Raw genomic sequence first — 26,703 nt, forward strand, 5'->3', positions numbered from 1 at the left:
TTTATCTATTATTCTTTTTTATGGTTCCAGCGTTAATAATGTTGTGAGATGTCTGGTAAGTTTTCTCGCTGCAACAGTTGTATTTTCTTCTAGAAAGTCATCTATTTTGATTTTTTCACCTACTGTAATATTAAACAATGCCTTTTTTTCAGGGATGTCATACCATTTTTGTTTTTTTATCAACCATGGTGGATTACATTGAATATGTATTATTCGGATATCAGCATGACACCTTAATGCTATGTTAGCAGCTCCTCTTTGTAACGTTATAGGATGATTAGGTATGCTTCTAGTTCCTTCGGGAAATATCAAAATTCTTCCTTTGTTTGATAAGATTTCATTACATTGTGGTAGTATTTGGCCTGATTCACCGTTTAGTATATAACCTGCTGTTTTTATAATGCGGCTAATAAAAAGGTTATTGAGTAACGCACCCTTAACTAAGCAATCACATCGACGCATAACTGAAACGAGAAGAACAACATCTAGCAAAGATGGGTGGTTAGCAACAATTAAACATCCGTCATCTTGCTTCAATTTTTCAACTTCATTAAATTGATAGTTGAAAATACATAATGATTTTACTATCCATAAAAACACTTTAAAGCTAATACTTATGCTGTATTGAGCAATAATAATTCTTTTTTGTTTCTTCCAAACAAATAATCTCAATAAACTAAACCATATCAACGATAAAACGAATAATCCAAAAAAACCAAATATAATAAAACCCAGTGCGGTCGCAAATAATCGCCACCACTGGTTTATAGTATAGAATTTTTGTTTATTTATGTATTTATCGTCCATTGCCAGTCTTGAGATAATCCTTGTATGATGAAATTTTGTTTTTTATTTAGATAAGCATGTAAAAAAGCCAATGATTGAGGATAATTGATTGGATTTTTCTGTGATGTTTTATTAATACTTTGGCATGTTAACTGATTGCCATTTGTTAAGATATAACCTACCGCATAATATGGAATTATTTGATGAATTTCTGTTTGGTAAGATTCAGGAACCATCCCATCAAAATCAATCAATAGTACTTTTTTATCTTTTTGTTGTAGTGTTGGTAGAGCCTCAATCAAACTTTGTTGAAAACCATCATTATTTGCACTAAGCGATGTGATAGGGATAGCTTGCTTGGCAATAATTGTGAATAAACCTGAAGCAGTATTATGGACCGATAATGCAAAATCGGTTGGTGAAATGTCATTAGCTTGATTAAGTGAAACTAGTATTTTATATGTTTTTTCAAGTTCACCATGTTGGCTTGAAAAAATCGCTAAATCCACATTATTATTTTCTATGAGCTCTAAAGCAACTTCAACAGCAAGGCGTGAAGAAATGCTCATTCTTCTTGCTTGCATCATAGGCAGTTTATTGAGTTTGGGTATGTGTAAATCCCAATTGTGATTAATCTGTTTTGACCATAATTGCCAGTCAGATTTGGAGGATAAACCAGCAGATAAAGCAAACCAATTTTCGATTGAAAAAGAAAGTCTCATATTAATATTTTTTAATTAATTCTTTACTTAGCAACTTTTTGTAATATTATTAATTCGATAATACTGAAAAAATCTGATTTATTTATACAATACAGTAAAACAATAAAAAGGCAATACATTGACTGGACAAGAAAACATCAAGTATGGATTCAATAAGGAAATTTATACAGCATTAGAAGCAATTACTGAAGCTCAAAAAATTGCCTTTGCTCCTATATTATTCCAAGCCATAATGTGCATGAAAAACAAAGGAATTTTATCTTCTATTGATCAGTCTGGTAAGATTGGTATTAATTTAGAGGATTTAACTAAAAAAGTTTCTTTATCACCTTATGCAATTGAACTTCTGCTGGATGTTGCACTTAGTATGCGTGTCATTTATCAGCAAGACTCCAACTATATTTTAGGTAAAATTGGTCATTTTTTATTGCATGATAAAATGACAGAAGTTAACCTTAATTTTTCCCAAGATATCTGCTACCAAAGTATGTTTTTTCTTCAAGAAGCACTTGAAAAAGGCGAACCGAGTGGCCTCAAAGTTTTTGGTGATGGTAAAACGATTTACCCCATGTTGCAGTCTCTGCCTGAACAAGCAAAAAAAAGTTGGTTTGATTTCGACCATTTTTATTCAGATCACGCTTTTCCTGCTGTTTTACCTCACATCATGAAATTGAACCCTAAACATGTTTATGATATAGGTGGTAATACAGGTAAATGGGCAATTTTTTCAGCTAAACATTTGCCTGAAACTCAAGTGACAATCTTAGATTTACCTGAACAAATCTCAGTTGCAAAAGAAAATATTAAAAAATCGGGCTTTGAAGATCGTATTGATGGTATTGGTGTAAATGTACTGGAAACTGATATTTTCCCTAACCAAGCTGATATCTGGTGGATGAGCCAGTTTTTAGATTGTTTTAGTTCAGATCAAATTGTCCATATTTTGAAAACAATACACCGTAGTATGAATGATGATGCTTCTGTTTGTATTATGGATCTTTTTTGGGATCGCCAAAACTTTGAGGCAGGAGCATTAAGTTTAAATGCTTCTTCTCTCTATTTTACTTGTTTAGCAAATGGTAATAGCCGTTTTTACCATTCAAAAGTATTTTATCAATGTCTAAATGAAGCAGGGTTTCACGTTGAGGAAGATATTGATGGGATTGGATTTGGACACACTTTATTAATATGTAAAAAACGTTAATTAAAATTATCCTTAAGGAGTAAACAATGAGATTTTTTAAATATATTGCAGCATTCTTTTTAGTTTCAATATTATTTGGTTGTGCAAGTAAATATCAAGCGCCAAATAGTATTAGTACCCCAGTTAATGGTTTGACTAAAGCACAAGTTAAACAAGCTATTTTAGATAGTGGTACTAAAGGTAGAGCAGCATTTGGTACTTGGAAAATGCAAGCATTAAATAATGATACTATCCGAGGTCAATTATTCAATCGTAAATTTGAAGTTGTTGTTGATATTCCTTACTCTGCAACAGGGTATTCAATTAAGTATGTTTCAGTTAGTTCAAACTTACAAGGTAGTAATGGAAAAGTTCATCGCAACTACAATCGTTGGATAAACAATCTTGATGCTAAAATTAGAGAAAATATTTTCAGAGCAAAATAACGCTTTGAATTTAATGAAATTTATTTTTTAATTAAACCACCTTTAAGCCCAAAAATTGTTTGGGCTTCTTTTTAAGAACAATTTATAGATATTGTAATATGACAATATGTTACTTTTTTAATAATCTGTTATCTCCTAACAATAGTATTAATCGTTAAAATTAACTATCTATTCTTTGCATTGAAGTTTAATATATAACAGTATTCATAAAATGTGATGAATATTAAAGTTCAAGTTCCAATCTTTTCTTTTCTATCTTTTTCTATTTCATAAATTTTAGCACTTGAGGACAATTATTATGTTTCAATGGCTTTCAAATTGGATTTTAGATGGACTTAAACATTCACCAGAAATACTTTTATTTCTCTCACTGAGCTTAGGGTATTTGATTGGTGGTATTCGAATTGGTAAATTTCAATTAGGTGGAGTGGCTGGTTCCCTACTAGTTGCTGTCGCATTAAGCGTGTTTGGTGTTACGGTTGATGCTGGTGTCAAAGCTGTACTTTTTGCTTTATTTATTTATGCAGTAGGGTTCGAAAGTGGACCTCAATTCTTTCGTTCATTGGGGGTTAAAACCCTTCGTGAAATCTTTTTAGCACTATTTATTGCCGTTGCTGGCTTTGTTACGGTGCTCGTTTTAGCCAAATTATTCCATTTAGATAAAGGTCTTGCTGCTGGTTTAGCTGCAGGAGGATTAACCCAATCAGCAATAATGGGGACAGCATCAGATGCGCTTACTCAGTTAGGTTTAAGCCCTGAAGAGTTAAGCCGATTACAAGGTAATGTGACTATTGGATATGCCGTAACTTATATTTTTGGTTCACTCGGAGCCATAATTGTCTGTGTTAATATTTTACCTAAAATTATGGGTCGTGAAATTAACGATGATGCAATTCAGGCAGAAGCAGAACAATTACATGGTTCACTTTTATTAGGTAGTGGTCAGAACTTTGCCTTATCTGATGTAACGGGTCGTTTATATCGTATTACCAATAAAGTTAATCAGACCGTTGAAAGTTTAGAAAAGGTGATTAACGGTATAAGCATTGAACGAATCAAACGTGGTAATCGTATTATTGAAGCTGGACCAGAAACTTTATTAAAGGCCAAAGATATTATTTTAGTTGTCGGCCATCGTGATGCCATGATTAAAGCCACTGATTTATTAGGTGAAGAGGTGAATTCGGCACAGGGTATGGATGTGGTTATGAATACTCAAGATGTCGAAATGCGTAATACACGTTATGTTGGTCAAAACTTAACGCAAGTACTTTCATCTGATGAAGTAATGAAACTAAAACATGGTATTTATTTAATTGCTGTCCATCGCGATGGGCAACCATTGCCATTAAATAATGATATGGTGTTCAAATTAGGTGACATTATTACGGTTTATGGTACTGATGGTGACTTAAGGCGAGTAGTTGATAAAATTGGTGCTCCGATAACAAAGAGCGAAAAAACTGACTGGATATTCCATGGTTTAGGTCTTGTCGTTGGCCTTATTATTGGTCTTATTGTAATTCGTGTTAGTGGTATTCCAATTACCTTAGGTGCTGGTGGTGGTGCTTTGTTATCAGGCTTATTATTTGGATGGTATCGATCTTTACATCAAACTGTTGGAAACATCCCAACGGGTGCGGTGCAATTACTTAAAGATTTTGGTCTAGCTGGCTTCGTAGCCGTAGTTGGTTTAAGCTCTGGATTGCAAGCTATTGATACCATTAAAGATCAAGGTATTTCTTTATTTCTAATTGGCGTTGTAGTTACTTTATTGCCTATGTTGCTTGGCATTTACTTTGGTAAGTATGTGCTGGGTTATAAAAATTCTGCAGTATTCGCTGGTGCATTGGCGGGTTCTCGTAGTGCAAATCCAGCTTTTGGTGAAGTACTAAATAAAGCGGGTAACTCAACACCTACTAACTCTTTTGCTATTACCTATGCTTTAGCTAATGTTTTCCTAACTTTATTAGGGCCATTAGTTGTTGCTTTTGTTTAATTGACATCTCAAATTAAGGATACATGGTTATGAAAAGTAATAATGAATATGCAAAATATGCGAATTTAAGTCCTTTTGAATTGAAAGATAATTTAATTAAACTAGCACAAAGCCATACTGACCGTGTAATGTTAAATGCGGGGCGTGGTAATCCTAATTTCTTGGCAACATGGCCACGACAAGCTTTTTTCCAACTTGGTGTTTTTGCTTTGCAAGAGTCTGAAATGTCTTTTTCATATATGAATGAAGGCATAGGAGGAATGCCAATTAAGGCTGGTTTAACAGGTCGTTTTGAACATTTTGTCCGTCAAAATTATCAAACTCCTGGCGTGTCATTTTTAGGTAAAGCGTTTTCATATATTCGCGATCAACTTGGTCTAGATGAAAATGCCTTCTTACAAGAGATGGTGGAAGGTATTTTGGGCTGTAACTATCCAGTACCTGATAGAATGCTGCATTTTAGTGAAGAGGTGGTTAAAGCCTATGTTCTTTCTCAAATGGGTGCGCAATATTTAAGACGAGATGATCTTGATCTATTTGCTGTTGAAGGTGGTACTGCTGCAATGGCTTATATTTTCAATTCAATGAAAGAAAATAACTTAATCCAAAAAGGTGATAAAATTGCAATTGGTGCACCTATTTTTACGCCGTATTTGGAAATTCCAGAGCTTAATGATTATCAATTGGTTGAAGTGTTAGTTAATTCTGATCCTGATAAAAATTGGCAATATCCAGAAGCTGAATTGCGCAAATTAGAAGATCCTTCCATCAAAGCATTTTATTTAGTTAACCCATCTAATCCACCATCAGTAAAAATTGATGATAAAAGTTTGAAAATCATTGCTGATATTGTGAAAAAACGTCCAGATTTAATTATTTTAACTGATGATGTTTACGGTACATTTGCTGATGATTTCCAATCCTTATTTGCTATTTGTCCTAAAAATACGATTTTAGTTTATTCATTCTCTAAGTATTTTGGTGCAACAGGTTGGCGTTTAGGTGTGATTGCAATTGCACACGATAATATTTTAGATAACAAAATTAAAGCATTACCAAGCAAGGCTAGACAGATTTTAGATAAACGTTACAGCTCAATTGTGACCGATCCTGAAAATCTTAAATTCATCGATCGTTTAGTAGCAGATAGCCGTGCAGTTGCGTTAAATCACACTGCTGGTCTTTCTACACCACAACAAGTTCAAATGGTGTTATTTGCATTATGTGAAATGATGGATACCGATCAAAGTTATAAAGCCGCATTAAAATCATTAATTCGTCGTCGAGCAGCATCATTGTATCAACATTTAGGACTTGAGCATCATACTGATGAAAATAGTGTCGATTATTATACCTTAATTGATCTAGAACATATTTGTCGTGAACTTTATGATGATAAGTTTGCTAAATGGATCTTAAAAAATAAAAATCCGTCTGAAATGTTATTTAGAATTGCTGATGAAGCTGGTGTAGTTTTATTACCAGGTAAAGGGTTTGCAGTGCAACATCCATCTGCTCGGGCTTCATTAGCTAACTTAAATGAATATCAATATGCGGCAATTGGTTTATCTATGCGTAAACTTGCACAAGAGTATTATGCAGAGTATCAAGGTAAAGCTAATAAAAAATAGATAATCATACTGATTAACTTATCAACTCTACTATCAAACCCTAGTTTATCTAGGGTTTTTTCTCTTATATCTCTCAAATTTCATTACAAATATTAGTTATTCAATTCTAATAAGAAACAAGTTAATTCAATAATATTGATTTTTTATATCGTTGTTTAGTGGCTTTTTTTATGGATGTGACTGTAAATCATGACGCAATGTTCAACACTATTTCATATAGCAACACATTTTGAATGTTCTCATAAAATTATTACTTTGCATCTAATTTAATCACTTCTCCTTTTTATCATTAAAAAATGCTAACCAATAAATTGGCCACTGGTTTTTAGATAGTAGATTGTTAACAGCATAGGCTATTATTACCAGAGAGATGGAGCCAGAAAGCACGGGAAACAATAAAAAGCTGAAATCGTAATTAACCTGACTTGCTGTTAATAATATAACCAACGGATTAGCACCTGCAGGTGGATGTACACATCTTAAGAATTGCATTGCTGCAATAGCACAACCCACCGCTAAAGCAGTAATAAAAATTGAATCACCAAATAATTTCAAAAATATAAGACCAATAAATGCTGATATAAGATGCCCAAAAATTACATTCCTTGGTTGTGCAAGAGGAGACTGAGAAACAGCAAATAAGATAACACATGAAGCTCCAAACGGAGCCATAATAAAATAGCTACCAGAATAGATAGTCAGATATTCCAGAGTTAAAATTGCCAAAGTTCCGCCTAACAGTCCTTGAAATAAATCAAGTAATTTAGGTCTATTAGGTAGTTTTTCACTACCCCAAAGAAAGAATTTCATTAATTGTTTTCCTTATAAGTTATAATATATGAATAGAAAATATGAACAGATCTGTACATAAAATTGATATTAGTACAGATCTGTTCACTTTGCAATTTATTTAGGTGATTTATTTTGAAAAAAACAGATGAATTAATTATTAAGACAGCAGAAAAACTGTTTTATCGAACTGGTTTTTCTAGTGTAGGAGTAGATGATATTAGGGATATATCAGGATGTTCTAAAACAACTTTATACAATCACTTTGGAAGCAAAGATAAACTTATCGTAGAAGTGTTGAAACATAGAGACTCAATATTTCGTTCAAAGCTTGAGGATTCTATTAAAGGACTCAATGGAAAAAATGCTATTTTGGAAATATTTAAATGGCATAAAAATTGGTTTTCTGAATTGGATTATAATGGCTGTTTATTCATGCGAGCAGTTGAGGAAATGCGTGAAACCTTGCCTTGCGTATCAGATATACTTATGGAGCATAAAGAATTTGTTAGACATCTAATTTATTCAAAACTTGAAGATTATTCAGATAAAGAGTCTTTGACAAATAAACTGATGGTGATTCTTGAAGGATTAATTAATATTAGTGTAGTGTATAAAAATGATAGGGATCTTAATGATCAGATTGAACAAGATACCATTAATTTAGTGTCAGACTTGTTGAATAGGCACTAAGTATACAAGTAGGTATTGGTAGAGTTTATTATAATCACTTTAAGGTTATTCGTTTTTATCTATAATAATCTAATATGTTGGGTGAGGTAATAAGTTTAAAAGTTACAATTTATTCTAACTGTATGTTCTAAGCTAATTTTAAGTAATATAGTTTAAGAAGAATAATTTATTAATTTTTGAATTGTAACTAATTGATTAATATTTATAATCCATGGTGGAAGCGCTAACTTATCAAAAACATGCAAGGTATTTCCAAATATGAATATGACACATATTCAGGTGTCTGATGATGGTTTTGCATGGCTTCAGGCGGCGATTTTCATCTTCAAATTCTTTAAGCCTTTTGATATCAAAGGTTTCCATCCAGCCGTACTTGGCTTTCCAGTTGTAATAACAGGCCTCTAATATACCTGCCTCACGACAAACGTTTTTGACAGTACGTCCTGCATCAACAGATTTATGGACGGAAATATGCAAATAAGTGATCAAAATATTTAGTATTCCCATTAATAATTCAATTTTGCGCAAAAAACAATCTTAACCTTGGGTAATAAAGGGAATGCATATCTTTTAGAAAATCGGCCAACATAAATGTTTTTTGAATTAATTTATTTAATATCAATGTATTAAATAAATTTAACGTGATTAAAAAGTAAACAATTGATAGTTTTGACAATAAGTTTGCAATATGATATAAGATCTTAACTGATAATGATTATCAATATCATCGATAGTCAATTTTATCTATGTATGGGTAAATAAAATTTTGTTTAAAAAGTAAAAATGGCTGTTTAACAGAATGTTATTGCATAAAAACGACAAATCAAACCTCTGAGGATGATGTTTTTGGGAAGTTGGTAATAATTCAGAATTGACTAAAATATTTCAGCGAGAGTTTCACACTTATTTTCGACTGATTGGAGTCTACGGTTATCCTGTTTTATTCAATAAAACGAACACACTAACAAACCACAAATCGGAATTTTGGATTTAATACTAGCTGGTCATTAATATGCCGCAATATGTGAATAACATAATAATAATAGGATTTGTACATGAAAAGTTTAAAGTCTAAATTAAGTTTATTTAGCTTGTGCATGATTAGTGGCTACAGCGCGGTTAGTATGGCAAATGAGGTCAGTAATAAAACAGAACAACCTGACGATACGATTATTGTCTCCGGCGAAAGAGTTGACCGCAGCGAGGTTGAAACCGGCTCAAGTGTTAACATTATTACCAATAAAGAGCTGGAGCGCCGTCCAGATCTCCACTCTTTAACTCAGGTATTAAAGGAAACACCCAATATCATAGATACAGGGTTGGGAAATGAATTACCGACAATCCGTGGTATTGAGGGATCGAACGCGCACGGTTCTACGGCGTTCTTTACCGGCGCGCGTCCTCGCTTTAACATTTCAATCGATGGCCGTACCTCAAACTATAACGAAGTGGCGTTTGGTATTAAATCACTATGGGATATCAAGCAGATCGAAGTGTATCGCGGTCCGCAAAGCTATGCGCAGGGCCGTAATTCTATTGCCGGATCTGTGGTTATGCAAAGTAACGACCCAGTCAATGAATACGAAAGTGCAGTAAAGTTTGATTACGGTAATCAAAATCGTCGCCAGTACGCAGCGATGCTTTCGGGGCCAGTGCTCAAAGATGAATTATTATTTCGGCTGAGCATGGATCGACAAGAGAGACAGTCATATGAACATCTTGCTAATTATTCTCCGGCCGGTAACTCGCGTAAATTTGAAGCGACTACAGTGAGAGGCAAGCTTTATTGGTTACCATCAACACTCCCTGATTTCTATAGTCGCTATACGTTTTCTCATATTGACTCGCAGGCCCCTCAGGGCGAGTTTAAGCCACGTAATAAGTCTGAAACTTACCGTTCAGTATTCCAAGTACGTTCAGCGAGCAATATTTGGGATATTGGTTATCAAATAAATGATGTTTTAGAATTTGAAAATAAAGTTATTTATTCAAACTATATTCAGGATCGCTATGCGCTTCGATCCGGTGGACCCGCTCGTGTAGAAGGCCATGAAGTTCAGGTTGAACCAATATTGAGATTTAATACTGGCGACTATCGCGGTTTATTTGGTTTGTTTTACTACACCTCACCGCAAGATGAATCGGTGTTTTTAATTAATAAAAACAATTATCACGATAAAACTGAAACTAAGGCGATATATGGCGAAGTGACATTTAACCCCTTAGAATATATTGAAGTAAATATGTCTGCTCGATATGAGCAGGAGGATCATAAACGCAATGGCGGTAATCTCTTTGTTGTGAACTACAAAAGTAAAGAAAAGGAATTCCTGCCTAAACTTGACGTAGCCTATCTCTTTAGCGACGCTCATCGCATTGGTGTTAAGGTAGCGCGCGGTTATAACCCAGGAGGTGCTGGAATCTCATTTATTCCACCCTTTGCAACGTATGAATATGATACTGAATATGTGTGGAGTTATGAGTTGTATCATCGTTGGATTTCACCAAATAATCGCCTGAAACTGAGAACCAATCTCTTTTATAATGACTATAAAAATTTACAGCTTCCTTATTATAATATTTTTGGTAGTCCGGTAATTGATAATGCCGATAAAGCAGTGACTTATGGTGTAGAGTTTAATCTTAATTGGCAAGCAACGGATGATTTAAATCTTTTTGCAGGCGTTGGGTTGCTGAAAACTAAAATTAAAGAATATACGGGGAATCCGAGTTATGAAAATAATAAACTCAGTCGTTCTCCCGGTTATACATTCAATATAGGGGGGAATTATACATTGCCAGCGGGCTTTGAAATCGGCGCAAATGTAAATTACACCGACTCTTATTACTCATCGGTATCCAATAGTAAAAATTCGAAAACCAACGGATACTCACAGGCAAACGCGCATATAACCTATAACTTCAAACATGGCGGTATAACGCTCTATACCGAAAATGCATTCAACTCTAATGAAAAAACTAAAATTATCGACGGTGGATATACAACTTATCAACAGCCTCGTTTGGTTGGGCTTTCTACAGAGCTGAGATTCTAAAAATGATAGTTACTGTATTATTATCAATGTGATTTAAGGTTAAAGTATATGAGCCACTCAAATAATACTCGATTCCCTATGCCGGATACTCTTGGCACTATACTACACAAGAGGTTATTAATCTTACCGCAGGAAAGCAAAAGGAAAGATATCTGAGCGAAAATTATTTAGCAATTAATGGTTATGTTTGGCCACAATGACGTAAAGATTGTGTCACAGGCCGCAGTAGAGAAATGGTCGATCTATACTATGCAATGGCTGGGTAGTCATATATTTCCAGGCGGACATTTTTACTAAAATGATAAAAGTGCGCGTCAGGCTTTGCTGGAAAAGATAGTTGATACATGTAGGTTATTGATAGATGGTCAACTGTAATAGCGATTGGACCTTTTTATTGCATGATGGATATAGGCTAAGGAGACACTTTAATTATGAATCACACGGATATATTTCTGCCAGTAAAGAATAAAGTATCTTATTCTATATTTTGGGCATCAATTGCTCAGGTGCTTAAACTGAGTATCTGGCTAATGTTGATTTGGGTTCTACACCAATTGATGTTGGATGCTCGTGTTTTCCCGGGACTGCCGATTGTCTCTCTGCTTGTTCTAAGCATTCTTTTTTATATGCTGAGAACTTATGCTCACGATAAGTCTCACTATGCGGCATTTGAACTAGAAAAAATATTACGAACTAGGCTTATCAAAAAGATCAATCAATTGCCAATTGAAACAGTTAGAAACATGGGCAGCGGGAATCTTGTTAAAACATTAATTGATGATATTAAAGAATTACATGCTTTTGTGGCTGATGCCCCGCCCTTAAAAGCTGAGGCATTCATTACTCCAATTTTTACCTTACTCGTTTTATTTATCTTTAATTGGGTCTTTGCAAGTATTGTGTTTGCCTTCACTTTAGTTACTTTTCTACTGCTGAGTTTTATCATGAAAAAAGGCAAGCTTTTAAAGGAAAGCTATAACAATGCAACTATTCAAATCAACAGTAAAATCATTGAATATATTCAAGGAATGAGTGCGGTAAGAACATTTGATGCTGGGGAGGGGGCATTCGGTCAATATCAAAAAGCGCTGGAAAACTATTGTCAGGTGGTCTTTCATTGGTTGCAATCTATGCGATTGTCTTCAAAAATTGCCCGCAGCCTTTTTTCTGCTATGCCGATGAGTATCATATTAGTCGTTGGGTTGAGCGTAGCCCAGCTAAATGACCAAATCTCTTTTATCACGACATTCTGTTTTTTATTACTGGCGATCGGTATTGCAGAAAGTGTTCATCCAGTGATGAGCCTGTTCCAGATATTGCAAAAGTCTAAGGTAGCAATAGAAAGGATATTTGAAGTTGAAAACCTGCCAATTTTAAAGGCTCCCTCCAACCCGCTATTACCTGACAGTAATGAGATCATTTTCAAAAACGTTAGTTTTTCTTACCAGAATTCTGGCACTGTTTTATCCAATATCAATATCAAAATTCCTGAGAATTCATTTACTGCTCTTATTGGTACATCAGGTTCTGGCAAGACAACGCTGACAAATCTCATTCCACGCTTTCTTGATACAACCTCTGGAACGATAACTTTAGGTGGAGCGAATATAAAAGATATTGAATACGCTGAACTTATGTCGAGAATTTCATTTGTTTTTCAGGATAACTTTTTATTCTCATGTTCAATCGCAGATAACATACGCTATGGGTTAAACGCTATCTCGGATGAGGACATCATTGAAGCCGCAAAAAAAGCTGAAATACACGACTTTATTCTGACACTGCCTGAACAGTATAACACGCTAGTAGGAGAAAGAGGGCAGCTATTATCAGGTGGTCAGAAACAGAGGATTACCATTGCCCGGGTTTTTCTACAAAATCGACCAATCGTTATTTTAGATGAACCGACGGCTTTTTCTGATGCTCGAAATGAAGCTTTGTTGTTAAAAGCCTTTAATCGTTTAATTGATAAAAATAAAACTGTCATCATGGTAACTCACCGCTTATCTACGATTGTCAATGCCGACCAAATAATATTATTGGATAAAGGGATGATTAAAACTCAAGGGACACATAATGATTTAATCGAAAATTCAAGTGACTATAAATTGTTATGGCAAGAGTATGACAAAGCAAAAAGTTGGTCGATTCCAGTCAATAATTTGGCTCATGGAGAAAAGTGATGAAAGAGTATATTAATACATATACACGCACAACAAAATCATTGCTGACAACGTATATAGGTTTAATTAATGCGGCAGGTAAGCAAAAGAAAATATTGATCCGTAGTCTGATTTATACTGTGATTTCCTCTTGTCTATTTGGCGTTTCGCTGGTTTTTCTCTATCCTTTATTTGCTGCGCTAGAAGCCAAAAGTGTTACTGCAACAGCCACTCATTTAATTATAGTTGTTGTTCTGCTGGTTGGTAGCTTTATTTTTAAGGTGCTTTGTGAACGCTATGATGCGGATGGTTATTCGACTTTGGCAGTTACCGAGCTAAGGGAAAAATTAGGCAACAAGCTACGGCATATTTCCTTAGATTATTTAAGTCAGTTTAGATCAGGCGAAATAAATTACCTTATGATGCAAAGCGTAAATGAAGCGGCAGTATTTACGTTTATGCTACTCAATATCATCATTACCGGCGTGGTTATACCACTGTCAGCTGCAATCGCCTTGTTATTTTACAGTTGGCAACTTTCTTTGATGATGCTCTTTGTCTTTCCAATGGCAATTCCACTCTACCTGTGGCGTAGAAGGGCCTATCGCAGAGGTTTTAGCATTCTGGCAGAAGCCAATGCAAAATTAAAAGGTGAAGCTGTCGAGTTTGTACAAGGGTTTGATGTATTGAAATCGACAGGTCAAACCGAAGAGAAGATGACAGATTTTATTAAGGTGGCAACAGATGTGGCGAATATACTGCACATTGGCACAAAAAAAGGTGAAAAACCTAACTTAATAATTACCATCGTGATTCAAGTTGGTTTGATCCTTATCATCTCGTTAGGTGCGTATTTAGTGAATGCTGCGACCATTTCCTACCTCTTGTTAGCCAGCGTGTTATTAATTGTTGCTCGTTCCACGGATGTATTAAACTCTTTTGTACAATTGTCATCGATGCTTGAATCATTGGTTATCGGGTATGAAAAATTGCAGGAGCTGTTGAATGCACCGTCATTACCTGAAAAAAAGGCAGAGATTATGCCTGAGCACTATGATATTGAATTTGAACGAGTTAACTTTTCGTACCAGGGGCAGGACAAGTACGTGCTTAAGGATATATCCCTTCAAATCCCAGAAAAAGCATTAACCGCTTTGGTCGGTGTCAGCGGCTGCGGTAAGACTACGTTAACCAAGCTTATTCTTCGGTTTGCTGATGTAATATCAGGCAGTATTAAAATCGGTGGTATCGATATTCGAGAAATGTCTCAGAGGCAGTTAATGAGTCTAGTCTCTGTCGTATTTCAGGATGTTTATTTGTTTCAGGACACCATTATTAATAACATCAGAATGGCAAAATTATCTGCTAGCGACGAGGAAGTCATCGAAGTTTGTAAACAGGCGAATTGCCACGAATTTATCCAGAATTTACGCGATGGTTATCAAACACAACTGAATGACATTGGCAAAAGTCTCTCTGGTGGGCAAAGGCAGCGTATCTCTATTGCCAGAGCCATTTTGAAAAACGCGCCTATTCTTATCCTCGATGAGCCAACTGCCGCACTCGATACTCAGAATGAACTGGCAGTGCAAAAGGTGATTAATAAGCTCGTGCAAGGGAAAACGGTATTAGTCATCGCCCATCGACTTTCAACTATCATCGGCGCTGAGCAAATTGTGGTTATTGATAAAGGCGAAATTGAGGAAAGTGGTACTCATCAGCAGTTATTGCAGCGAGATGGAATTTATAAAGAGTTTTGGCATCTCCAGCAAAATTAAACCCATCAGCCGCATTAATGTTGTTGCCCACTGCGAGTTACAAAGGGTAGGCAGCTTAATGTATTGCAACATTCTTAGTCGTTTGCTTTGCGTCTTTGAAATTGGGTAGTAAGTTTTTAGCAAATTCCTTATTGTGAGGTTGATATGCAAAAGAAGACATTGTCTTTATCGTTTATTTGTTTGTTGATAACCGTTTTTTTAGACCAAATCGGTTTATTTCTTATCTACCCGATTATTCCCTCTTTGTTGGAATCGGTAACTCACGAGAGTGTCGTTGATAATGCACTTATCGGTGGGTGGCTGTTAGCGACCTTTGGTATTATGCAGTTTATCTTTGCGCCAGTGATGGGGGCTATTTCCGATAAATTTGGTCGCAAACCAGTTTTAATTGTTTGCTTTGCGGCATTTACCCTTGATTATTTTTTATATGCCATTAGCCAAAATCTATACCTTTTGTTTTTAGCCCGAATTATCGCAGGCATTGCTGGCTCTTCAGTCATTGTTTCTCTGGCAAGCGTTGCGGATATGAGCGATGAAAAAAGTAAAATGCAGAATTATGGGTTTATTTTTGGTGTGATGAGTTTGGGCTTAGTTATTGGACCGGCTATCTCAGCAGCTGCTGTTCAGTCAGGAATAAGAGTTCCTTTTTATGTTGCCGCCATCTTTAGCTTGCTAGGGTTGCTGTGCGTTATTTTCTTTTTTAAAGAGACGTTACCTAAAGAGAAGAGAAGGGCATTCAAACTTGACAATCCGTTCTCTTCGGTAGCCTATTTTCTTAAGTATAAAGGTTTATATCACCTGTTTATTGTGCAAATTCTATTTATGTTTGCGACGCAGTTCTCTATTACCCTGTGGCCATTTTTTACAAAATATCGTTTTACATGGAATGATAGTCAAATCGCAACCTCTTTTGTCATCCTTGGGCTCGGAGCCTTATTTGCCCAAACAGTTTTGCTCAAGTTGGTCCGCTATGTGCTAAGCGATCGTCAAGTTCCTCTGTTAGGTTTCATTTTATTTGCGCTGGGGTTGACATGTATTGCTCTTTCCAACAGTACTTTAGCGATATACCTGTCGATGATGATTTATAGTTTTTCAAGCATCAGTAACTCCTCCATTGTAAGTATCTTTTCATCGCAGGTTGCTGATTCTGAGCAAGGGCAGTTAATGGGGGCATTATCGTCTATTACCAATTTCTGGGCTGTATTAGGACCAGTTTGTGCGACCAGTATGTATTACTTCACGGTGAGTCTGTCCTTACCTAATAGCGATGGATACCCCTTTATTTTTTCAGCTATCTTGGTATTGATATGCTTAATCCCGCTGTCTAGGGGATTAAAAATAGCAAACTCTAAACATAATTAACTGTTGTCACGATAAGGTTTGTATTAAAATGATCCATAAAAATATCAAAAATCTTCCCAAACAGATTTGGTTTTTATTTTTTAGTTTATATTCTACGCAGTATATTGGCATAAGCTTTTTGTCTATTGCCTTGATTTTAATTTTACGCAATAACGGTACTGCGCTAGATAAATTAAGCCTTATTCCACTCATGTCTTTGCCAATTGCCTTTAAGGTGTTATGGGCGCCGTTTATTGATAAATATTTAAAAACATCGTCAGGTCATTATCGGAACTGGCTGTTGATTGCACAGTTCTTGATGATATTGTGTTTATTTGCGATTGCTTTTATTGATCCTGTTAATGATTTTTCACTCGTTTTATTGGTTATTTTATTTTTTTCATTTATGACCGCCACGCAAGATTTGGCATTGTCAGGGTTAATCTGCAACATTTTTGAAGAGCATGAGCGATATCTTATTTCTAGTGTAAAAAGTGGCGGTTCCATGTTCGGCAATATTGTCGGCGGTGGCGCTGTTTTGTTGCTATATCCTTACATAAACTGGAAGGGCTGTATGCTTTTGCTCTCTGCGATTTTAGCATTTACATGGGGGCAATTATGGTTTTTTTATGAGTATAAGTTTAGCAATAACAGTGGTATTTCTGAGACTACTGACAAAAATTATTGGAAGAATATGGTTTCAATCTGGAAAGGAAAAAAACTTTGGTGTGCTTTGCTGATTATTATCCCATTTGGCATTTTACCCTCTTATAATTTGATGTCTCCAGCACTACTTGATAGCGGCTGGTCGTTACCTAATATTGCCATTTTGCTGAAATTATTTGGTTCGGTGATTAGTCTGGTAGCTATTTTTCTTGGTGCTCGGCTGCTCAAAAGATTGACCCGGAAACAAAGCTTATCGTTTTCTATTATATTCCATGCTTGCTGTTTATTATCATTTATTCCTATCTCGCTTGGCTATAATAGTGCCTTGCTAGTCTATTCTTCATTTTTCCTATATTTCGTTAGTTTGCCGTTTGTTTTTATATCTCTATCTACCATTACTATGGATAACGTTGCCAATAGCGTAGCACCCGCTACCGCCTACAATGCTCAGACGGCAATTGGCTTTGTCTTTGGTTTTATCGTTGTATCCTTAAGCTTTTATCTTGCTCAAACGTGGGGATATTTTGTCATAACCACTGGTTCTATTGCGATCGCTTTTTTTGCCGCATTTCTGGCAACCAGAGTCGTCCAAAATCAGTCCGATTAACATTAACTCTTTGGCTATGGAGCGTAAAGTAACCTGATGACAATATATCAACAACCATGCTGGTTGTTACATTCGATAATACTAATGGTAGATTTGTTTTGGTAAAAACAATGGAAACAATAAATTATAATCATATTGCTAGCAACACATATTATGTTGTCATTCCAGCGCACGCAACATTTAGTGTTAGTATGCACGAGAGCGATAAACATCATAAAACGGGCATTCCCGACATCATTACGCTTATGACATTAAAAAAATAAAAAAACCGCTTTAGTAGCGGTTTTTTATTATCTGGAGAAATTAAAATTATGGCAAAAATTTCGGGAGTTTTAACCGACGGTGCAGGTCAAGTTATTAATTAAACTTATTTAATTTTTTATAATAACCACATGCAATTACAAATTTTTGGTCACAAGATTTTTTAAACCATTCTTTTGCAATAGATAAATTTTTAGGTACTCCTTGGCCAAAATAATACATTACGCCTAAGTTGTGTTGAGCATATAAATTACCTTGCTCTGCGGATAATTTATAATAATTTATAGCCTTCTCATAATCTGTAATTGTACTGTTGCCATCAGAATATATCTTACCTAACTTATTTTGAGCTTCTGCGTCTCCGTTGTTTGCTTTCTTAATTAACTCATCAATATCATAAGAATAAACACTAAACGAAAATAAGATAAAAAATATCGCTATTATTTTTTTCATGGTTGATCTCAATAATTAATAAGATGATTATTAAATCATATCCAGTTAAAAGATTCATCTTCAATCTTCAACTTAACATACTCTACCTCATCTTGATACGATTCAAAAATTCCGATTTTGTTTAATCCGTTATTCCGATAAAAGCACTACCAGTCATTGTGTATATCGAGAGAGAGGAAAAATCAAATACGAATCATTTTCGTAATCGTAAATTGAATCGGTGTCTGGGCCGGTTAGTATGTAAATTGTTTTTGTATAGTTTATTGTGATCATGTTATGAAAGATTAGTTAGTTTTATTCATCATAACTAATATTTTTCTGGAGTGTGAATTGAAGTGAAAAGTTGGAAAGCGGATCGCAGAAATTTGCTAAAAATGGTATGAGTTTTACCCCAGCAAAAAATTGATGATGATTTTCACTGTACATAAAACAGGTATTTTAGGGAAAATAGATATGTGACAAGTATATTCTAAGTGATATATTTTGGAAGATAATTATTTATTGAGTTTTGAATTGTAACTATTTGATTAATCTCTAGAAAAGATGGCGGAAGCGCAGAGATTCGAACTCTGGGAGGGTCGCCCCTCGCCGGTTTTCAAGACCGGTGCTTTCAACCGCTCAGCCACACTTCCGCAATGGCTGTGAATATTAAAGGAGACGGACTTATTTGTAAATAGCTAATTTAATATTTTTCATCAACTGCTCTAATTTTCGCCAAATTCGGGTCAATTTAGGTAAATTGATATGGTTTACTTACCAAAATTAGTGCTGGAATCTTATTATTTGAGTATAATACACCGCAAATATCAAACTATGTTTTGAAAAATGTTAAATCAAATAGAAACCGATGAAAAAGGCTATTTAAAGAATTGGCAGGATTGGTCTGTTGATTTGGTGCCTGAATTAGCTATTAAAGAGTCTATTGAATTAACTGATGCTCACTGGGAAGTCATTTTATTCGTTCGTGATTTTTATTTAGAATATAAAACATCACCAGCAATCCGTGCGTTAGTTAAAGCAATGGAGAAAAAATTTGGTCCAGAAAAAGGTAATAGTCGCTATTTATATAAATTATTTCCTGACGGACCAGCTAAACAAGCAACTAAACTTGCAGGCTTACCTAAACCTGTGAAATGTATTTAAGTTAAGAGAACAATTATACTCATGATTAGATGGAAACTCCCATTTATATTACTTCTTGTATTAGGGTATTTGCAGTACTCATTATGGTATGGTAAAAATAATTTTTATGATTACCAAGAAAATGTGCAAATGCTTGAAAACCTACATCAAGAGAATGATAAGTTAAAAGCTCGCAACGAACAGATGTTTGCTGAAGTTGAAGATTTACAAAAAGGTTATGAAGCAATAGAAGAACGAGCTCGAAGTCATTTGGGTATGGTTAAACCTAATGAGTATTTTTATCGAATAATTATTGATTCCAACTCACAACAATAAGGTATTACGTGGCAAATAATAGTGATATTATCGCAATCGTTCCTGCCGCAGGAATTGGTTGTCGCATGGATAGTCAATTACCTAAACAATATTTAAAAATTGGTCAAATGACCATTTTAGAACACACCCTACAAAAATTATTAACCCACCCTAAAATCAGTCAAGTAGTAGTGGTGATAAACCAAGAAGATAAGCTTTTTAAAACACTTGATGTCGCATCAAAAGTTAAAGTGACTTATGGTGGTGAAACTCGTGCTGACTCTGTTTTAGCAGGCTTAAACTTAGTTGCTGAAAATCAATGGGCATTAGTCCATGATGCCGCAAGGCCTTGTGTTACTCATGAAGATATCACTAAATTAATAAATCGAGTTTTACATGAAAACAAAGGTGGAATATTGGCAACCCCACTCAGTGATACGATCAAGCAAGCTTATACAGATGATGCCAATATCATTAGCCACTCTGTGGATCGTACATATTTATGGGGTGCTGCTACACCTCAGTTGTTTAATGCTGGTGAACTTAAAGCATGTTTGAGTAAGGCTTTAAATAATCATGTCGCCATCACTGATGAAGCATCAGCGATAGAGTATTGTGGTGGTCATCCATTATTAATTGAGTGTCGTCGAGATAATATAAAAATCACTCGCCCAGAAGATTTAAGCTTGGCTACGTTTTATTTAACTAATCAAATTTAATATAGGTAGATTATGCGAATAGGTCATGGATTTGATGTACACAAGTTTGGTGGGGAAGGACCAATTATCCTAGGTGGAGTAACAATTCCTTATCAATATGGACTTATTGCTCATTCTGATGGCGATGTCGTTTTACATGCTATCACTGACGCTTTAATTGGCGCATTAGCTTTGGGCGATATTGGTAAACTATTTCCTGATAATGATCCCAAATACAAAAATATAAATAGCCGATTGTTATTACAAGAAGTTTACCAAATTGTTCAATCTAAAGGTTATGAATTAGTTAATTTAGATACAACTATTATTGCCCAAGAACCTAAAATGAGACCTCATGTAGATCAAATACGCGTTAATATTGCTGAAGATTTGAATGTGCATTTTGACCAAATTAGTGTTAAAGCAACCACCACCGAGCAACTAGGTTTTACAGGCCGTAAAGAAGGGATAGCTTGTGAGGCAGTAGTACTATTAGCAAAAAAAACAAATACAAAATAAACGATAGGCAAAATAAGTGTTAGCAGAACTTAATTATTTTTATGGTAAACCGACAACTCATGGTTTATATAAACAGCAATTTGAAGATTTCATCGTTATTGAAGAGCTTGGTTTTGAGCTTACTGGTGAAGGTGAACATGTTTTAGTTTATCTTGAAAAGAAAGATTGCAATACGGTCTTTGTCGCCGAACAATTAGCTAAATATGTCGGTATTTCAGCTAAAAATGTCAGTTATGCTGGTCTTAAAGACCGTCAAGCAGTTACCCAGCAATGGTTTAGCTTACATATGCCAGGTAAAGAAACACCTGATTTTTCAAAATTTGATTTAACGGGCTGTCGAATATTGCAGATTACTCGTCATAATAAAAAATTAAAAATAGGGGCTTTAAAAGGTAATCGCTTTAAAATTATTTTAAGAAACTTAACCGATAATATTGAGCCTAAATTAAACACAATTAAACAATATGGTGTCCCTAATTATTTTGGTGAGCAAAGATTTGGACGAGATCAAAATAACATAACCCAAGCAATAAAATGGGCAACTGGCGAAATTTCAGTTAAAGATCGTAAAAAAAGAGGTTTTTATCTTTCTGCTGCTCGTAGTGCTATTTTCAATGATATTGTCAGTCAAAGAATTAAACAAAATATTCAGCAAACGGTGCTCGATGGTGATATATTACAACTATCTAAAAGTAATAGTTGGTTTTTGTCTAAAACTGATGAATTATCACTTTTACAACAACGTTTGCAAAATGGCGAAATTAATATTACTGCACCAATGGTTGGTGATTCGCCATTGGGCACAACATCAGTTGCATTAGAATTTGAAACAAATTGTTTAAAACATTGGTCTTGCTTTGAGGAATTATTCAAGAAAGAACGAATGGAAACAATCAGGCGCTCAATATTATTGCGCCCCGAGCAACTTGAATGGCAATGGATAGGCGAAAATGATATTGAAATCAATTTCTACTTACCTTCTGGTTGCTATGCTACAAGTGTTTTACGCGAATTGATAATTGGAAATGAGTAATGCAAAATTCAAAAATGCAGGCTATGATTAATTTATTGCGCCAGCAGGGAATAAAAGATGATCGTGTTTTAGATGCTATAGCTTCAATACCGCGTGAAAATTTTGTTGATGAAGCGCTTTCTCATCAAGCTTATGATGACCGATCATTACCAATAGGTAGCGGTCAAACCATTTCTCAGCCATATATCGTTGCCAAAATGACTGAATTACTAAGGTTAACGCCGACAGCCAAAGTGCTTGAAATTGGTACAGGTTCAGGATATCAAACCGCAGTACTAGCCAAGCTGGTTGATCATGTCTGCTCAGTAGAAAGAATAAAAAGTTTACAATGGAATACAAAACGGCGATTAAAGCAACTTGATATTCATAACATCTCAACTCGTCATGGTAATGGTTGGCAAGGTTGGCCTGAACGAGGTCCATTTGACGGCATAATCGTTACTGCCGCAGCATCAGAAGTTCCTCAAAGCCTTCTAGAACAGCTTGCTGACAAAGGGCGCTTAGTTTTACCTGTTGGTAAAAACAAACAAACGTTACAATTAATTGAGCGTGATGGAGACAATTTTATAACTACAAATATTGGGGAAGTAAAATTTGTACCGCTTGTTGATGGGGATGTTGAATAAATCGCAAAAAATAGAAAATAATCAATTATTTTCTATTTTTTGATTGAATGTTCTCTATAATTTATTTTCTTTTGCTTTTTCTTCTGAAAGCTTCCATTCACTAATACCGTATAATGCATTAAATAGGTAAATTAAATATTGAGTTGCAATAACAATATTGTCAGTATAAATATTCAAACCGATCACTAATACATTTAACAATACCCACAAATACCAATTGAAGGCGTACCTCATCATTAATAATAGTTGCGCAACTACACCTAAGCCGAATATAAAGCAATTTGTAATGAGTTGATATGAAGTATTGCTCGCACCGATTTCGTTAGTTAAATAGATATTAAAAAATGCTGCAACAATTAAAAATATCAACGCATATAAAAATGCACTTTCATTTAAGGAACGAACTTTAACATTTTTATTCTGATCGAGATTTTTTTGCCAAGTAAATAATCCATAAATATGTGAACCAAAATAGTAAAAAGTAGGTAAGCCAGCCCCAATATTGCCACCAAGAAAATTGGCACAACACTCAGCTACTACAGCAAGCATTCCCAGCACATTTCCTAAGTTTTTTCGTTTAGCTAATAAAATGACACACAATAATCCCAAAAATGCACCAGCATACGATACGGCATAGCGTAAATTGAAATTATTAAATGGATCAGTATACAAAAATGCAAGGGTGACGCAGATAATACAAAATAGTGGATAAAACTTGTTTCGTCCAATAGCGATGATAACATCTCTTAAATTATTCATAATTAATACTCTTATCATTAATAAGTTGATTGACTAATTCAATACAGCGTAAATAACGTTCATCATAGTCAGATGAGTCGATTTGAACATAGCTGATATGATTCTTTTTCAATAATGAGATTAGTAGTTGCTGAAAATCTTTCCGTTGTTTTGGACTTCCTAAACTACGTAAGCCATCAGCAACCCAAGGCGTGTTATTACCTAATAAAATAACCAAATCAAAGCGATAGTTGTTGATCATGGCTTGTAAAAATGGATGCTCTTTACCTTCATACTTTTTGCAAAATGCTTGCGTGGTAATAAAATCAGTATCAATGAACGACACTTTATTCGCATGTTTGATAGCAAAATCGATATATTGTGCATGTCCTAATGCAATTTTATCGTAATCAGCATATTGCAATGCTCGTTCATCGCCACCGAGTTGAGAAAACACATAATCACGACCATATTCCCAAGCGCTAGTGGTATTAAACATATTGGCTAACTTATTAACTAATGTTGATTTACCACTCGATTCACCACCAAGAATAGCAACAGTTCGTACAAAAAACGGTCTAACTTCAGTTGGAATATATTGCCAATTTTTTAAAGGCGCTTGACGAATTTGTGTACCACTAACTTGCATAAATCGGCGGGTAGGATCAATAAGCACAGTATCTAAATCGAATAAATCTTTATACATCGCTACATCTTGTGGTTCACTCGAATAAACGCAACTAGGATTGATGCCTTTTTCCTTGAATAACTTTTTAACGCGATCACTCCACTCATTCCAACCATTAGGATATGAAGGAATTCCGTCTTCTTCTAAAAGTTCAATATGAATATTTTTTTGATATTTAAACGTTTGTAATAACCAACGAATCCTATCGTTAATTGTTGGTTGGCGTGACATTGCGCTTTCTTTAAATAGTGCCATATCTCGCATCGTATCGGAACAAAGAATCACATAAAGTTCGTCAACTTGGCTAATCGCTCTTTGAATAAGATAAATATGTCCGGTATGTAATGGATAAAACTTACCAAAAATGACACCTACCTTTTTATGTTTACTGTTGGGATCAATTTGCAAATAACGGTGTAGTGATTGTAATTTTTGAGCACTAGGATTTTTGATTTTATCATTAATTAATTGGCTCAAATAACCTTTGGTCATTTGGCAGGCATCAGCAACTGTCTGTAACGATAAATTTTTGCGTTTTATGGCAGTTTTTAAATAACTAAAACCATTCATATCGCCTCCTTACCTTTTGTTTTTTATTTGGAACTAAATTTACATCATTTTTAATAAATGTTCAATATATTAAACAAGGAAAATAATTTTGCCTAATCAATTTAAATCTAATAGTAATTAAATATAAAATAGGAGATACTTTTATAATCTTAAAAATAGGCAATCTTCATTTTAAGTAACATCTATAGTTTAATAATTAAAATCAGAATGATATAAGGAAATAATTCAATGAAAAAAATTGCATTAGCAATTGCATTAATTTCAGGTAGTGCTTTGGCAGATAATAACGTTAAATTAAATAAAGTGACATTATTTATTCAGGGAGCAGAATTACAAGGTCAGTCAACTGTTTCATTAACTAAAGGTGAAAGTGAAATAGTATTAACTGGTATTGCTAATGATGTTAAACCAAATACAATCAATGTAGGTTTTGGTAATAATAGTGACGTCCGAGTATTATCTACATCATTTAGTGATAACTATCTGGCTAATATTCGTAACGGCGAAGATACTCTATTAACTGTTAAAAAAATGAATAAGTTACAAGAAGATCGCGATACATTAGAAATCGAACTCAAAGCTGTTAATGAACAAATTATGCTTTTACAAGGTAACCGTTTAGATACTTTAGCTAAAAAAGGACCTGATGACTTAACAGCAATGAAAAATGTATTAGATTTTGTGAAAACCAATTTGACCACTGCGTTAAATGAACAAAATCGATTACAAAAAGAAATCGATGAGTTAGACAGGCAGATAAGCGAATATGAGAAAAAACTAGATGAAAATCAGAATAACAATGGAAAATTACACAATGCTGTTATAGTCAAAGTTGCTTCTGACAAAGATATAACGCTACCTATCACGCTTTCATATATCACAACTAAAGCAGGTTGGGAACCAGCTTATGATGTGCGAGTAGCGGATATCAATTCGCCACTCCAATTAACATATAAAGCAGAAATCCACCAAAACACGGGTTTAGATTGGCAAAATGTTGATTTCAGTTTATCGACATCTAATCCGAGCATAGATATTACTCCACCAGATTTTAATCCCTGGTATATTGACGTTTATAATGAAAAAAGCGGTTTATTTTTTTCCAAATCTGATAAAGAAGATTATTATGAACGCGATGCCAAATCGCAATTGGTTAATCCTAGTCAAATTGGCAATGTTAATACATTAGGTATCAATACCCATTTTGATATCAAATTACCTTATACAATCAAAAATGATAGTAAAAGTAACATAATCACATTACAAACTAAAGATGTTAAAGCAAATTACCAATATGTTTCCATACCAAAATTTGATAGTAGCGTATACTTACTAGCGCAAATAAATGATTGGGATAAGCTGAATTTATTATCAGGAAAAGCCAATATCTTTTTCAGTGGTGATTTTATGGGGGAAACTATCATTTCAACCAAAAATACTAAAGGCTCATTGGATTTTTCATTAGGGCGTGATAAAAATATCTTAGTTTCTCGAAATCGTAATATAAAAGAGACCTCGACTCCTACACTATTTGGTAATGATGTTTCAGAAAAATATGCTTATACTATTGATGTCAAAAATACCAAAGCGTTGCCAATAAATATTGTTGTGAAGGATCAACTACCTGTTATCTTAAATAAAGCGGTAACACTTGATGATGCCAAATATGATGGCGCAGTATATGACAAACAAACCGGATTATTAACGTGGCAATTCAACTTAAACCCAAGTGAAACTAAAAACCTTAATCTAAGTTTTAAAATCACTTATCCAGATGGTAAAGAACGAGATATATATGGTTTATAAACCTAATAAAACAAA

General features: G+C 34.6%; 24 protein-coding genes, 1 tRNA gene and 1 pseudogene. 18 read left to right on the forward strand and 8 right to left on the reverse strand.

Translation table 11 applies throughout. The features are described 5' to 3' along the window. Nucleotides 1–18: 18 nt before the first annotated feature. Together J3U09_RS06825 and J3U09_RS06830 are read right to left on the reverse strand one after the other, a co-directional pair. Nucleotides 19–807, reverse strand: a complete 789-nt coding sequence (locus J3U09_RS06825) for a lysophospholipid acyltransferase family protein (protein ID WP_267357607.1) — start codon at nucleotides 805–807, stop codon at nucleotides 19–21. Continuing rightward, a complete protein-coding gene (locus J3U09_RS06830) occupies nucleotides 789–1,508 on the reverse strand; it encodes a beta-ketoacyl synthase chain length factor (RefSeq protein WP_220225017.1) in 720 nt (239 codons plus the stop codon). The genes J3U09_RS06825 and J3U09_RS06830 overlap by 19 nt, the downstream gene beginning before the upstream one ends. Before the next feature lie 136 nt (nucleotides 1,509–1,644). On the opposite strand from J3U09_RS06830, the gene J3U09_RS06835 reads away from it, so the two are divergent. The 4 genes from J3U09_RS06835 (at nucleotide 1,645) to J3U09_RS06850 (ending at nucleotide 6,767) form a co-directional block, all read left to right on the forward strand. Continuing rightward, nucleotides 1,645–2,712: a methyltransferase gene (locus J3U09_RS06835; protein ID WP_370632622.1), complete on the forward strand. Its 1,068-nt coding sequence runs from the start codon at nucleotides 1,645–1,647 to the stop codon at nucleotides 2,710–2,712. A gap of 26 nt (nucleotides 2,713–2,738) precedes the next feature. Next, nucleotides 2,739–3,137 carry a hypothetical protein gene (locus tag J3U09_RS06840; protein ID WP_065562156.1) on the forward strand — a complete coding sequence of 133 codons (399 nt, stop codon included), beginning with the start codon at nucleotides 2,739–2,741 and terminating at the stop codon, nucleotides 3,135–3,137. A 298-nt stretch (nucleotides 3,138–3,435) separates the two neighbouring features. Further along, entirely contained in the window at nucleotides 3,436–5,136 is a 1,701-nt protein-coding gene (gene aspT, locus J3U09_RS06845; protein WP_065562155.1) for an aspartate-alanine antiporter, read from the forward strand. A 29-nt stretch (nucleotides 5,137–5,165) separates the two neighbouring features. Continuing rightward, complete coding sequence (locus J3U09_RS06850; RefSeq protein WP_065562154.1) at nucleotides 5,166–6,767, forward strand: bifunctional aspartate transaminase/aspartate 4-decarboxylase; 1,602 nt, start codon at nucleotides 5,166–5,168, stop codon at nucleotides 6,765–6,767. Between the two features lie 270 nt (nucleotides 6,768–7,037). Here J3U09_RS06850 and J3U09_RS06855 read toward each other — a convergent pair whose 3' ends face one another. Continuing rightward, nucleotides 7,038–7,577 carry an HPP family protein gene (locus J3U09_RS06855; RefSeq protein ID WP_065562153.1) on the reverse strand — a complete coding sequence of 180 codons (540 nt, stop codon included), beginning with the start codon at nucleotides 7,575–7,577 and terminating at the stop codon, nucleotides 7,038–7,040. Nucleotides 7,578–7,691: 114 nt separating this feature from the next. Between J3U09_RS06855 and J3U09_RS06860 the strand changes: the two genes are divergently transcribed. Continuing rightward, nucleotides 7,692–8,249: a TetR/AcrR family transcriptional regulator gene (locus J3U09_RS06860; RefSeq protein ID WP_267357609.1), complete on the forward strand. Its 558-nt coding sequence runs from the start codon at nucleotides 7,692–7,694 to the stop codon at nucleotides 8,247–8,249. A 303-nt stretch (nucleotides 8,250–8,552) separates the two neighbouring features. Here J3U09_RS06860 and J3U09_RS06865 read toward each other — a convergent pair. Then, nucleotides 8,553–8,756 (reverse strand): annotated as a pseudogene (locus tag J3U09_RS06865) (transposase); the annotation flags it as partial. Between the two features lie 548 nt (nucleotides 8,757–9,304). Here J3U09_RS06865 and J3U09_RS06870 point away from each other — a divergent pair. From J3U09_RS06870 to J3U09_RS06895, 6 genes are all read left to right on the forward strand, one after another. After that, nucleotides 9,305–11,305: a TonB-dependent receptor gene (locus J3U09_RS06870; RefSeq protein WP_267357611.1), complete on the forward strand. Its 2,001-nt coding sequence runs from the start codon at nucleotides 9,305–9,307 to the stop codon at nucleotides 11,303–11,305. A 431-nt stretch (nucleotides 11,306–11,736) separates the two neighbouring features. Continuing rightward, nucleotides 11,737–13,488 carry an ABC transporter ATP-binding protein gene (locus tag J3U09_RS06875; RefSeq protein WP_267357613.1) on the forward strand — a complete coding sequence of 584 codons (1,752 nt, stop codon included), beginning with the start codon at nucleotides 11,737–11,739 and terminating at the stop codon, nucleotides 13,486–13,488. Further along, on the forward strand, nucleotides 13,488–15,245 hold the full coding sequence (locus J3U09_RS06880) for an ABC transporter ATP-binding protein (protein ID WP_267357615.1): 1,758 nt from the start codon (nucleotides 13,488–13,490) through the stop codon (nucleotides 15,243–15,245). The genes J3U09_RS06875 and J3U09_RS06880 overlap by 1 nt, the downstream gene beginning before the upstream one ends. A gap of 144 nt (nucleotides 15,246–15,389) precedes the next feature. Further along, nucleotides 15,390–16,607, forward strand: a complete 1,218-nt coding sequence (locus J3U09_RS06885) for an MFS transporter (RefSeq protein ID WP_267357616.1) — start codon at nucleotides 15,390–15,392, stop codon at nucleotides 16,605–16,607. Nucleotides 16,608–16,635: 28 nt separating this feature from the next. Next, entirely contained in the window at nucleotides 16,636–17,859 is a 1,224-nt protein-coding gene (locus J3U09_RS06890) for an MFS transporter (protein ID WP_267357617.1), read from the forward strand. Between the two features lie 110 nt (nucleotides 17,860–17,969). Continuing rightward, nucleotides 17,970–18,122, forward strand: coding sequence for a hypothetical protein (locus J3U09_RS06895; protein WP_267357619.1), 153 nt, complete (start codon nucleotides 17,970–17,972; stop codon nucleotides 18,120–18,122). 94 nt (nucleotides 18,123–18,216) lie between these two features. Here the strand turns inward: J3U09_RS06895 and J3U09_RS06900 are convergent, their stop codons facing one another. Both J3U09_RS06900 and J3U09_RS06905 read right to left on the reverse strand, forming a co-directional pair. Next, nucleotides 18,217–18,573 carry a tetratricopeptide repeat protein gene (locus J3U09_RS06900; protein ID WP_267357621.1) on the reverse strand — a complete coding sequence of 119 codons (357 nt, stop codon included), beginning with the start codon at nucleotides 18,571–18,573 and terminating at the stop codon, nucleotides 18,217–18,219. A gap of 544 nt (nucleotides 18,574–19,117) precedes the next feature. Continuing rightward, nucleotides 19,118–19,205, reverse strand: a tRNA-Ser gene (locus tag J3U09_RS06905). A gap of 193 nt (nucleotides 19,206–19,398) precedes the next feature. Between J3U09_RS06905 and J3U09_RS06910 the strand changes: the two genes are divergently transcribed. Genes J3U09_RS06910 through J3U09_RS06935 form a run of 6 tightly spaced genes read left to right on the forward strand, consistent with a single transcriptional unit; the run spans nucleotide 19,399 to nucleotide 22,886 of the window. Next, nucleotides 19,399–19,716: a TusE/DsrC/DsvC family sulfur relay protein gene (locus tag J3U09_RS06910; RefSeq protein ID WP_065562146.1), complete on the forward strand. Its 318-nt coding sequence runs from the start codon at nucleotides 19,399–19,401 to the stop codon at nucleotides 19,714–19,716. 21 nt (nucleotides 19,717–19,737) lie between these two features. Continuing rightward, the gene (gene ftsB, locus J3U09_RS06915; RefSeq protein ID WP_065562145.1) at nucleotides 19,738–20,031 is read left to right on the forward strand and encodes a cell division protein FtsB; all 294 of its coding nucleotides are present in this window, start codon (nucleotides 19,738–19,740) and stop codon (nucleotides 20,029–20,031) included. Next, the gene (ispD, locus tag J3U09_RS06920; protein WP_416380050.1) at nucleotides 20,028–20,729 is read left to right on the forward strand and encodes a 2-C-methyl-D-erythritol 4-phosphate cytidylyltransferase; all 702 of its coding nucleotides are present in this window, start codon (nucleotides 20,028–20,030) and stop codon (nucleotides 20,727–20,729) included. The genes ftsB and ispD overlap by 4 nt, the downstream gene beginning before the upstream one ends. 12 nt (nucleotides 20,730–20,741) lie before the next feature. Then, complete coding sequence (ispF, locus tag J3U09_RS06925) at nucleotides 20,742–21,227, forward strand: 2-C-methyl-D-erythritol 2,4-cyclodiphosphate synthase (protein ID WP_324170056.1); 486 nt, start codon at nucleotides 20,742–20,744, stop codon at nucleotides 21,225–21,227. A gap of 16 nt (nucleotides 21,228–21,243) precedes the next feature. Then, nucleotides 21,244–22,260, forward strand: a complete 1,017-nt coding sequence (truD, locus tag J3U09_RS06930; RefSeq protein WP_267357623.1) for a tRNA pseudouridine(13) synthase TruD — start codon at nucleotides 21,244–21,246, stop codon at nucleotides 22,258–22,260. Further along, nucleotides 22,260–22,886 (forward strand): protein-L-isoaspartate(D-aspartate) O-methyltransferase, encoded by a 627-nt coding sequence (locus tag J3U09_RS06935; RefSeq protein ID WP_065562142.1) that lies wholly within the window; start codon nucleotides 22,260–22,262, stop codon nucleotides 22,884–22,886. The genes truD and J3U09_RS06935 overlap by 1 nt, the downstream gene beginning before the upstream one ends. A gap of 54 nt (nucleotides 22,887–22,940) precedes the next feature. Here J3U09_RS06935 and pnuC read toward each other — a convergent pair whose 3' ends face one another. Beyond that, nucleotides 22,941–23,645, reverse strand: a complete 705-nt coding sequence (pnuC, locus tag J3U09_RS06940; protein ID WP_065562141.1) for a nicotinamide riboside transporter PnuC — start codon at nucleotides 23,643–23,645, stop codon at nucleotides 22,941–22,943. Further along, entirely contained in the window at nucleotides 23,638–24,882 is a 1,245-nt protein-coding gene (gene nadR, locus J3U09_RS06945) for a multifunctional transcriptional regulator/nicotinamide-nucleotide adenylyltransferase/ribosylnicotinamide kinase NadR (RefSeq protein ID WP_065562140.1), read from the reverse strand. The genes pnuC and nadR overlap by 8 nt, the downstream gene beginning before the upstream one ends. Nucleotides 24,883–25,110: 228 nt before the next feature. On the opposite strand from nadR, the gene J3U09_RS06950 reads away from it, so the two are divergent. Then, nucleotides 25,111–26,688 carry a DUF4139 domain-containing protein gene (locus tag J3U09_RS06950; protein ID WP_065734338.1) on the forward strand — a complete coding sequence of 526 codons (1,578 nt, stop codon included), beginning with the start codon at nucleotides 25,111–25,113 and terminating at the stop codon, nucleotides 26,686–26,688. Nucleotides 26,689–26,703 lie beyond the last annotated feature (15 nt).

Source organism: Gilliamella sp. B2889 (assembly GCF_026536885.1).
Taxonomy (GTDB): domain Bacteria; phylum Pseudomonadota; class Gammaproteobacteria; order Enterobacterales; family Orbaceae; genus Gilliamella; species Gilliamella apicola_E.

Coding starts and splice junctions, on each gene's coding strand:
- J3U09_RS06825 (WP_267357607.1), bottom strand. CDS start 807: ATGGACGATAAATACATAAATAAACAAAAATTCTATACTATAAACCAG.
- J3U09_RS06830 (WP_220225017.1), bottom strand. CDS start 1,508: ATGAGACTTTCTTTTTCAATCGAAAATTGGTTTGCTTTATCTGCTGGT.
- J3U09_RS06840 (WP_065562156.1), top strand. CDS start 2,739: ATGAGATTTTTTAAATATATTGCAGCATTCTTTTTAGTTTCAATATTA.
- aspT (WP_065562155.1), top strand. CDS start 3,436: ATGTTTCAATGGCTTTCAAATTGGATTTTAGATGGACTTAAACATTCA.
- J3U09_RS06850 (WP_065562154.1), top strand. CDS start 5,166: ATGAAAAGTAATAATGAATATGCAAAATATGCGAATTTAAGTCCTTTT.
- J3U09_RS06855 (WP_065562153.1), bottom strand. CDS start 7,577: ATGAAATTCTTTCTTTGGGGTAGTGAAAAACTACCTAATAGACCTAAA.
- J3U09_RS06870 (WP_267357611.1), top strand. CDS start 9,305: ATGAAAAGTTTAAAGTCTAAATTAAGTTTATTTAGCTTGTGCATGATT.
- J3U09_RS06875 (WP_267357613.1), top strand. CDS start 11,737: ATGAATCACACGGATATATTTCTGCCAGTAAAGAATAAAGTATCTTAT.
- J3U09_RS06880 (WP_267357615.1), top strand. CDS start 13,488: ATGAAAGAGTATATTAATACATATACACGCACAACAAAATCATTGCTG.
- J3U09_RS06885 (WP_267357616.1), top strand. CDS start 15,390: ATGCAAAAGAAGACATTGTCTTTATCGTTTATTTGTTTGTTGATAACC.
- J3U09_RS06890 (WP_267357617.1), top strand. CDS start 16,636: ATGATCCATAAAAATATCAAAAATCTTCCCAAACAGATTTGGTTTTTA.
- J3U09_RS06895 (WP_267357619.1), top strand. CDS start 17,970: ATGGAAACAATAAATTATAATCATATTGCTAGCAACACATATTATGTT.
- J3U09_RS06900 (WP_267357621.1), bottom strand. CDS start 18,573: ATGAAAAAAATAATAGCGATATTTTTTATCTTATTTTCGTTTAGTGTT.
- J3U09_RS06910 (WP_065562146.1), top strand. CDS start 19,399: ATGTTAAATCAAATAGAAACCGATGAAAAAGGCTATTTAAAGAATTGG.
- ftsB (WP_065562145.1), top strand. CDS start 19,738: ATGATTAGATGGAAACTCCCATTTATATTACTTCTTGTATTAGGGTAT.
- ispF (WP_324170056.1), top strand. CDS start 20,742: ATGCGAATAGGTCATGGATTTGATGTACACAAGTTTGGTGGGGAAGGA.
- J3U09_RS06935 (WP_065562142.1), top strand. CDS start 22,260: ATGCAAAATTCAAAAATGCAGGCTATGATTAATTTATTGCGCCAGCAG.
- pnuC (WP_065562141.1), bottom strand. CDS start 23,645: ATGAATAATTTAAGAGATGTTATCATCGCTATTGGACGAAACAAGTTT.
- nadR (WP_065562140.1), bottom strand. CDS start 24,882: ATGAATGGTTTTAGTTATTTAAAAACTGCCATAAAACGCAAAAATTTA.
- J3U09_RS06950 (WP_065734338.1), top strand. CDS start 25,111: ATGAAAAAAATTGCATTAGCAATTGCATTAATTTCAGGTAGTGCTTTG.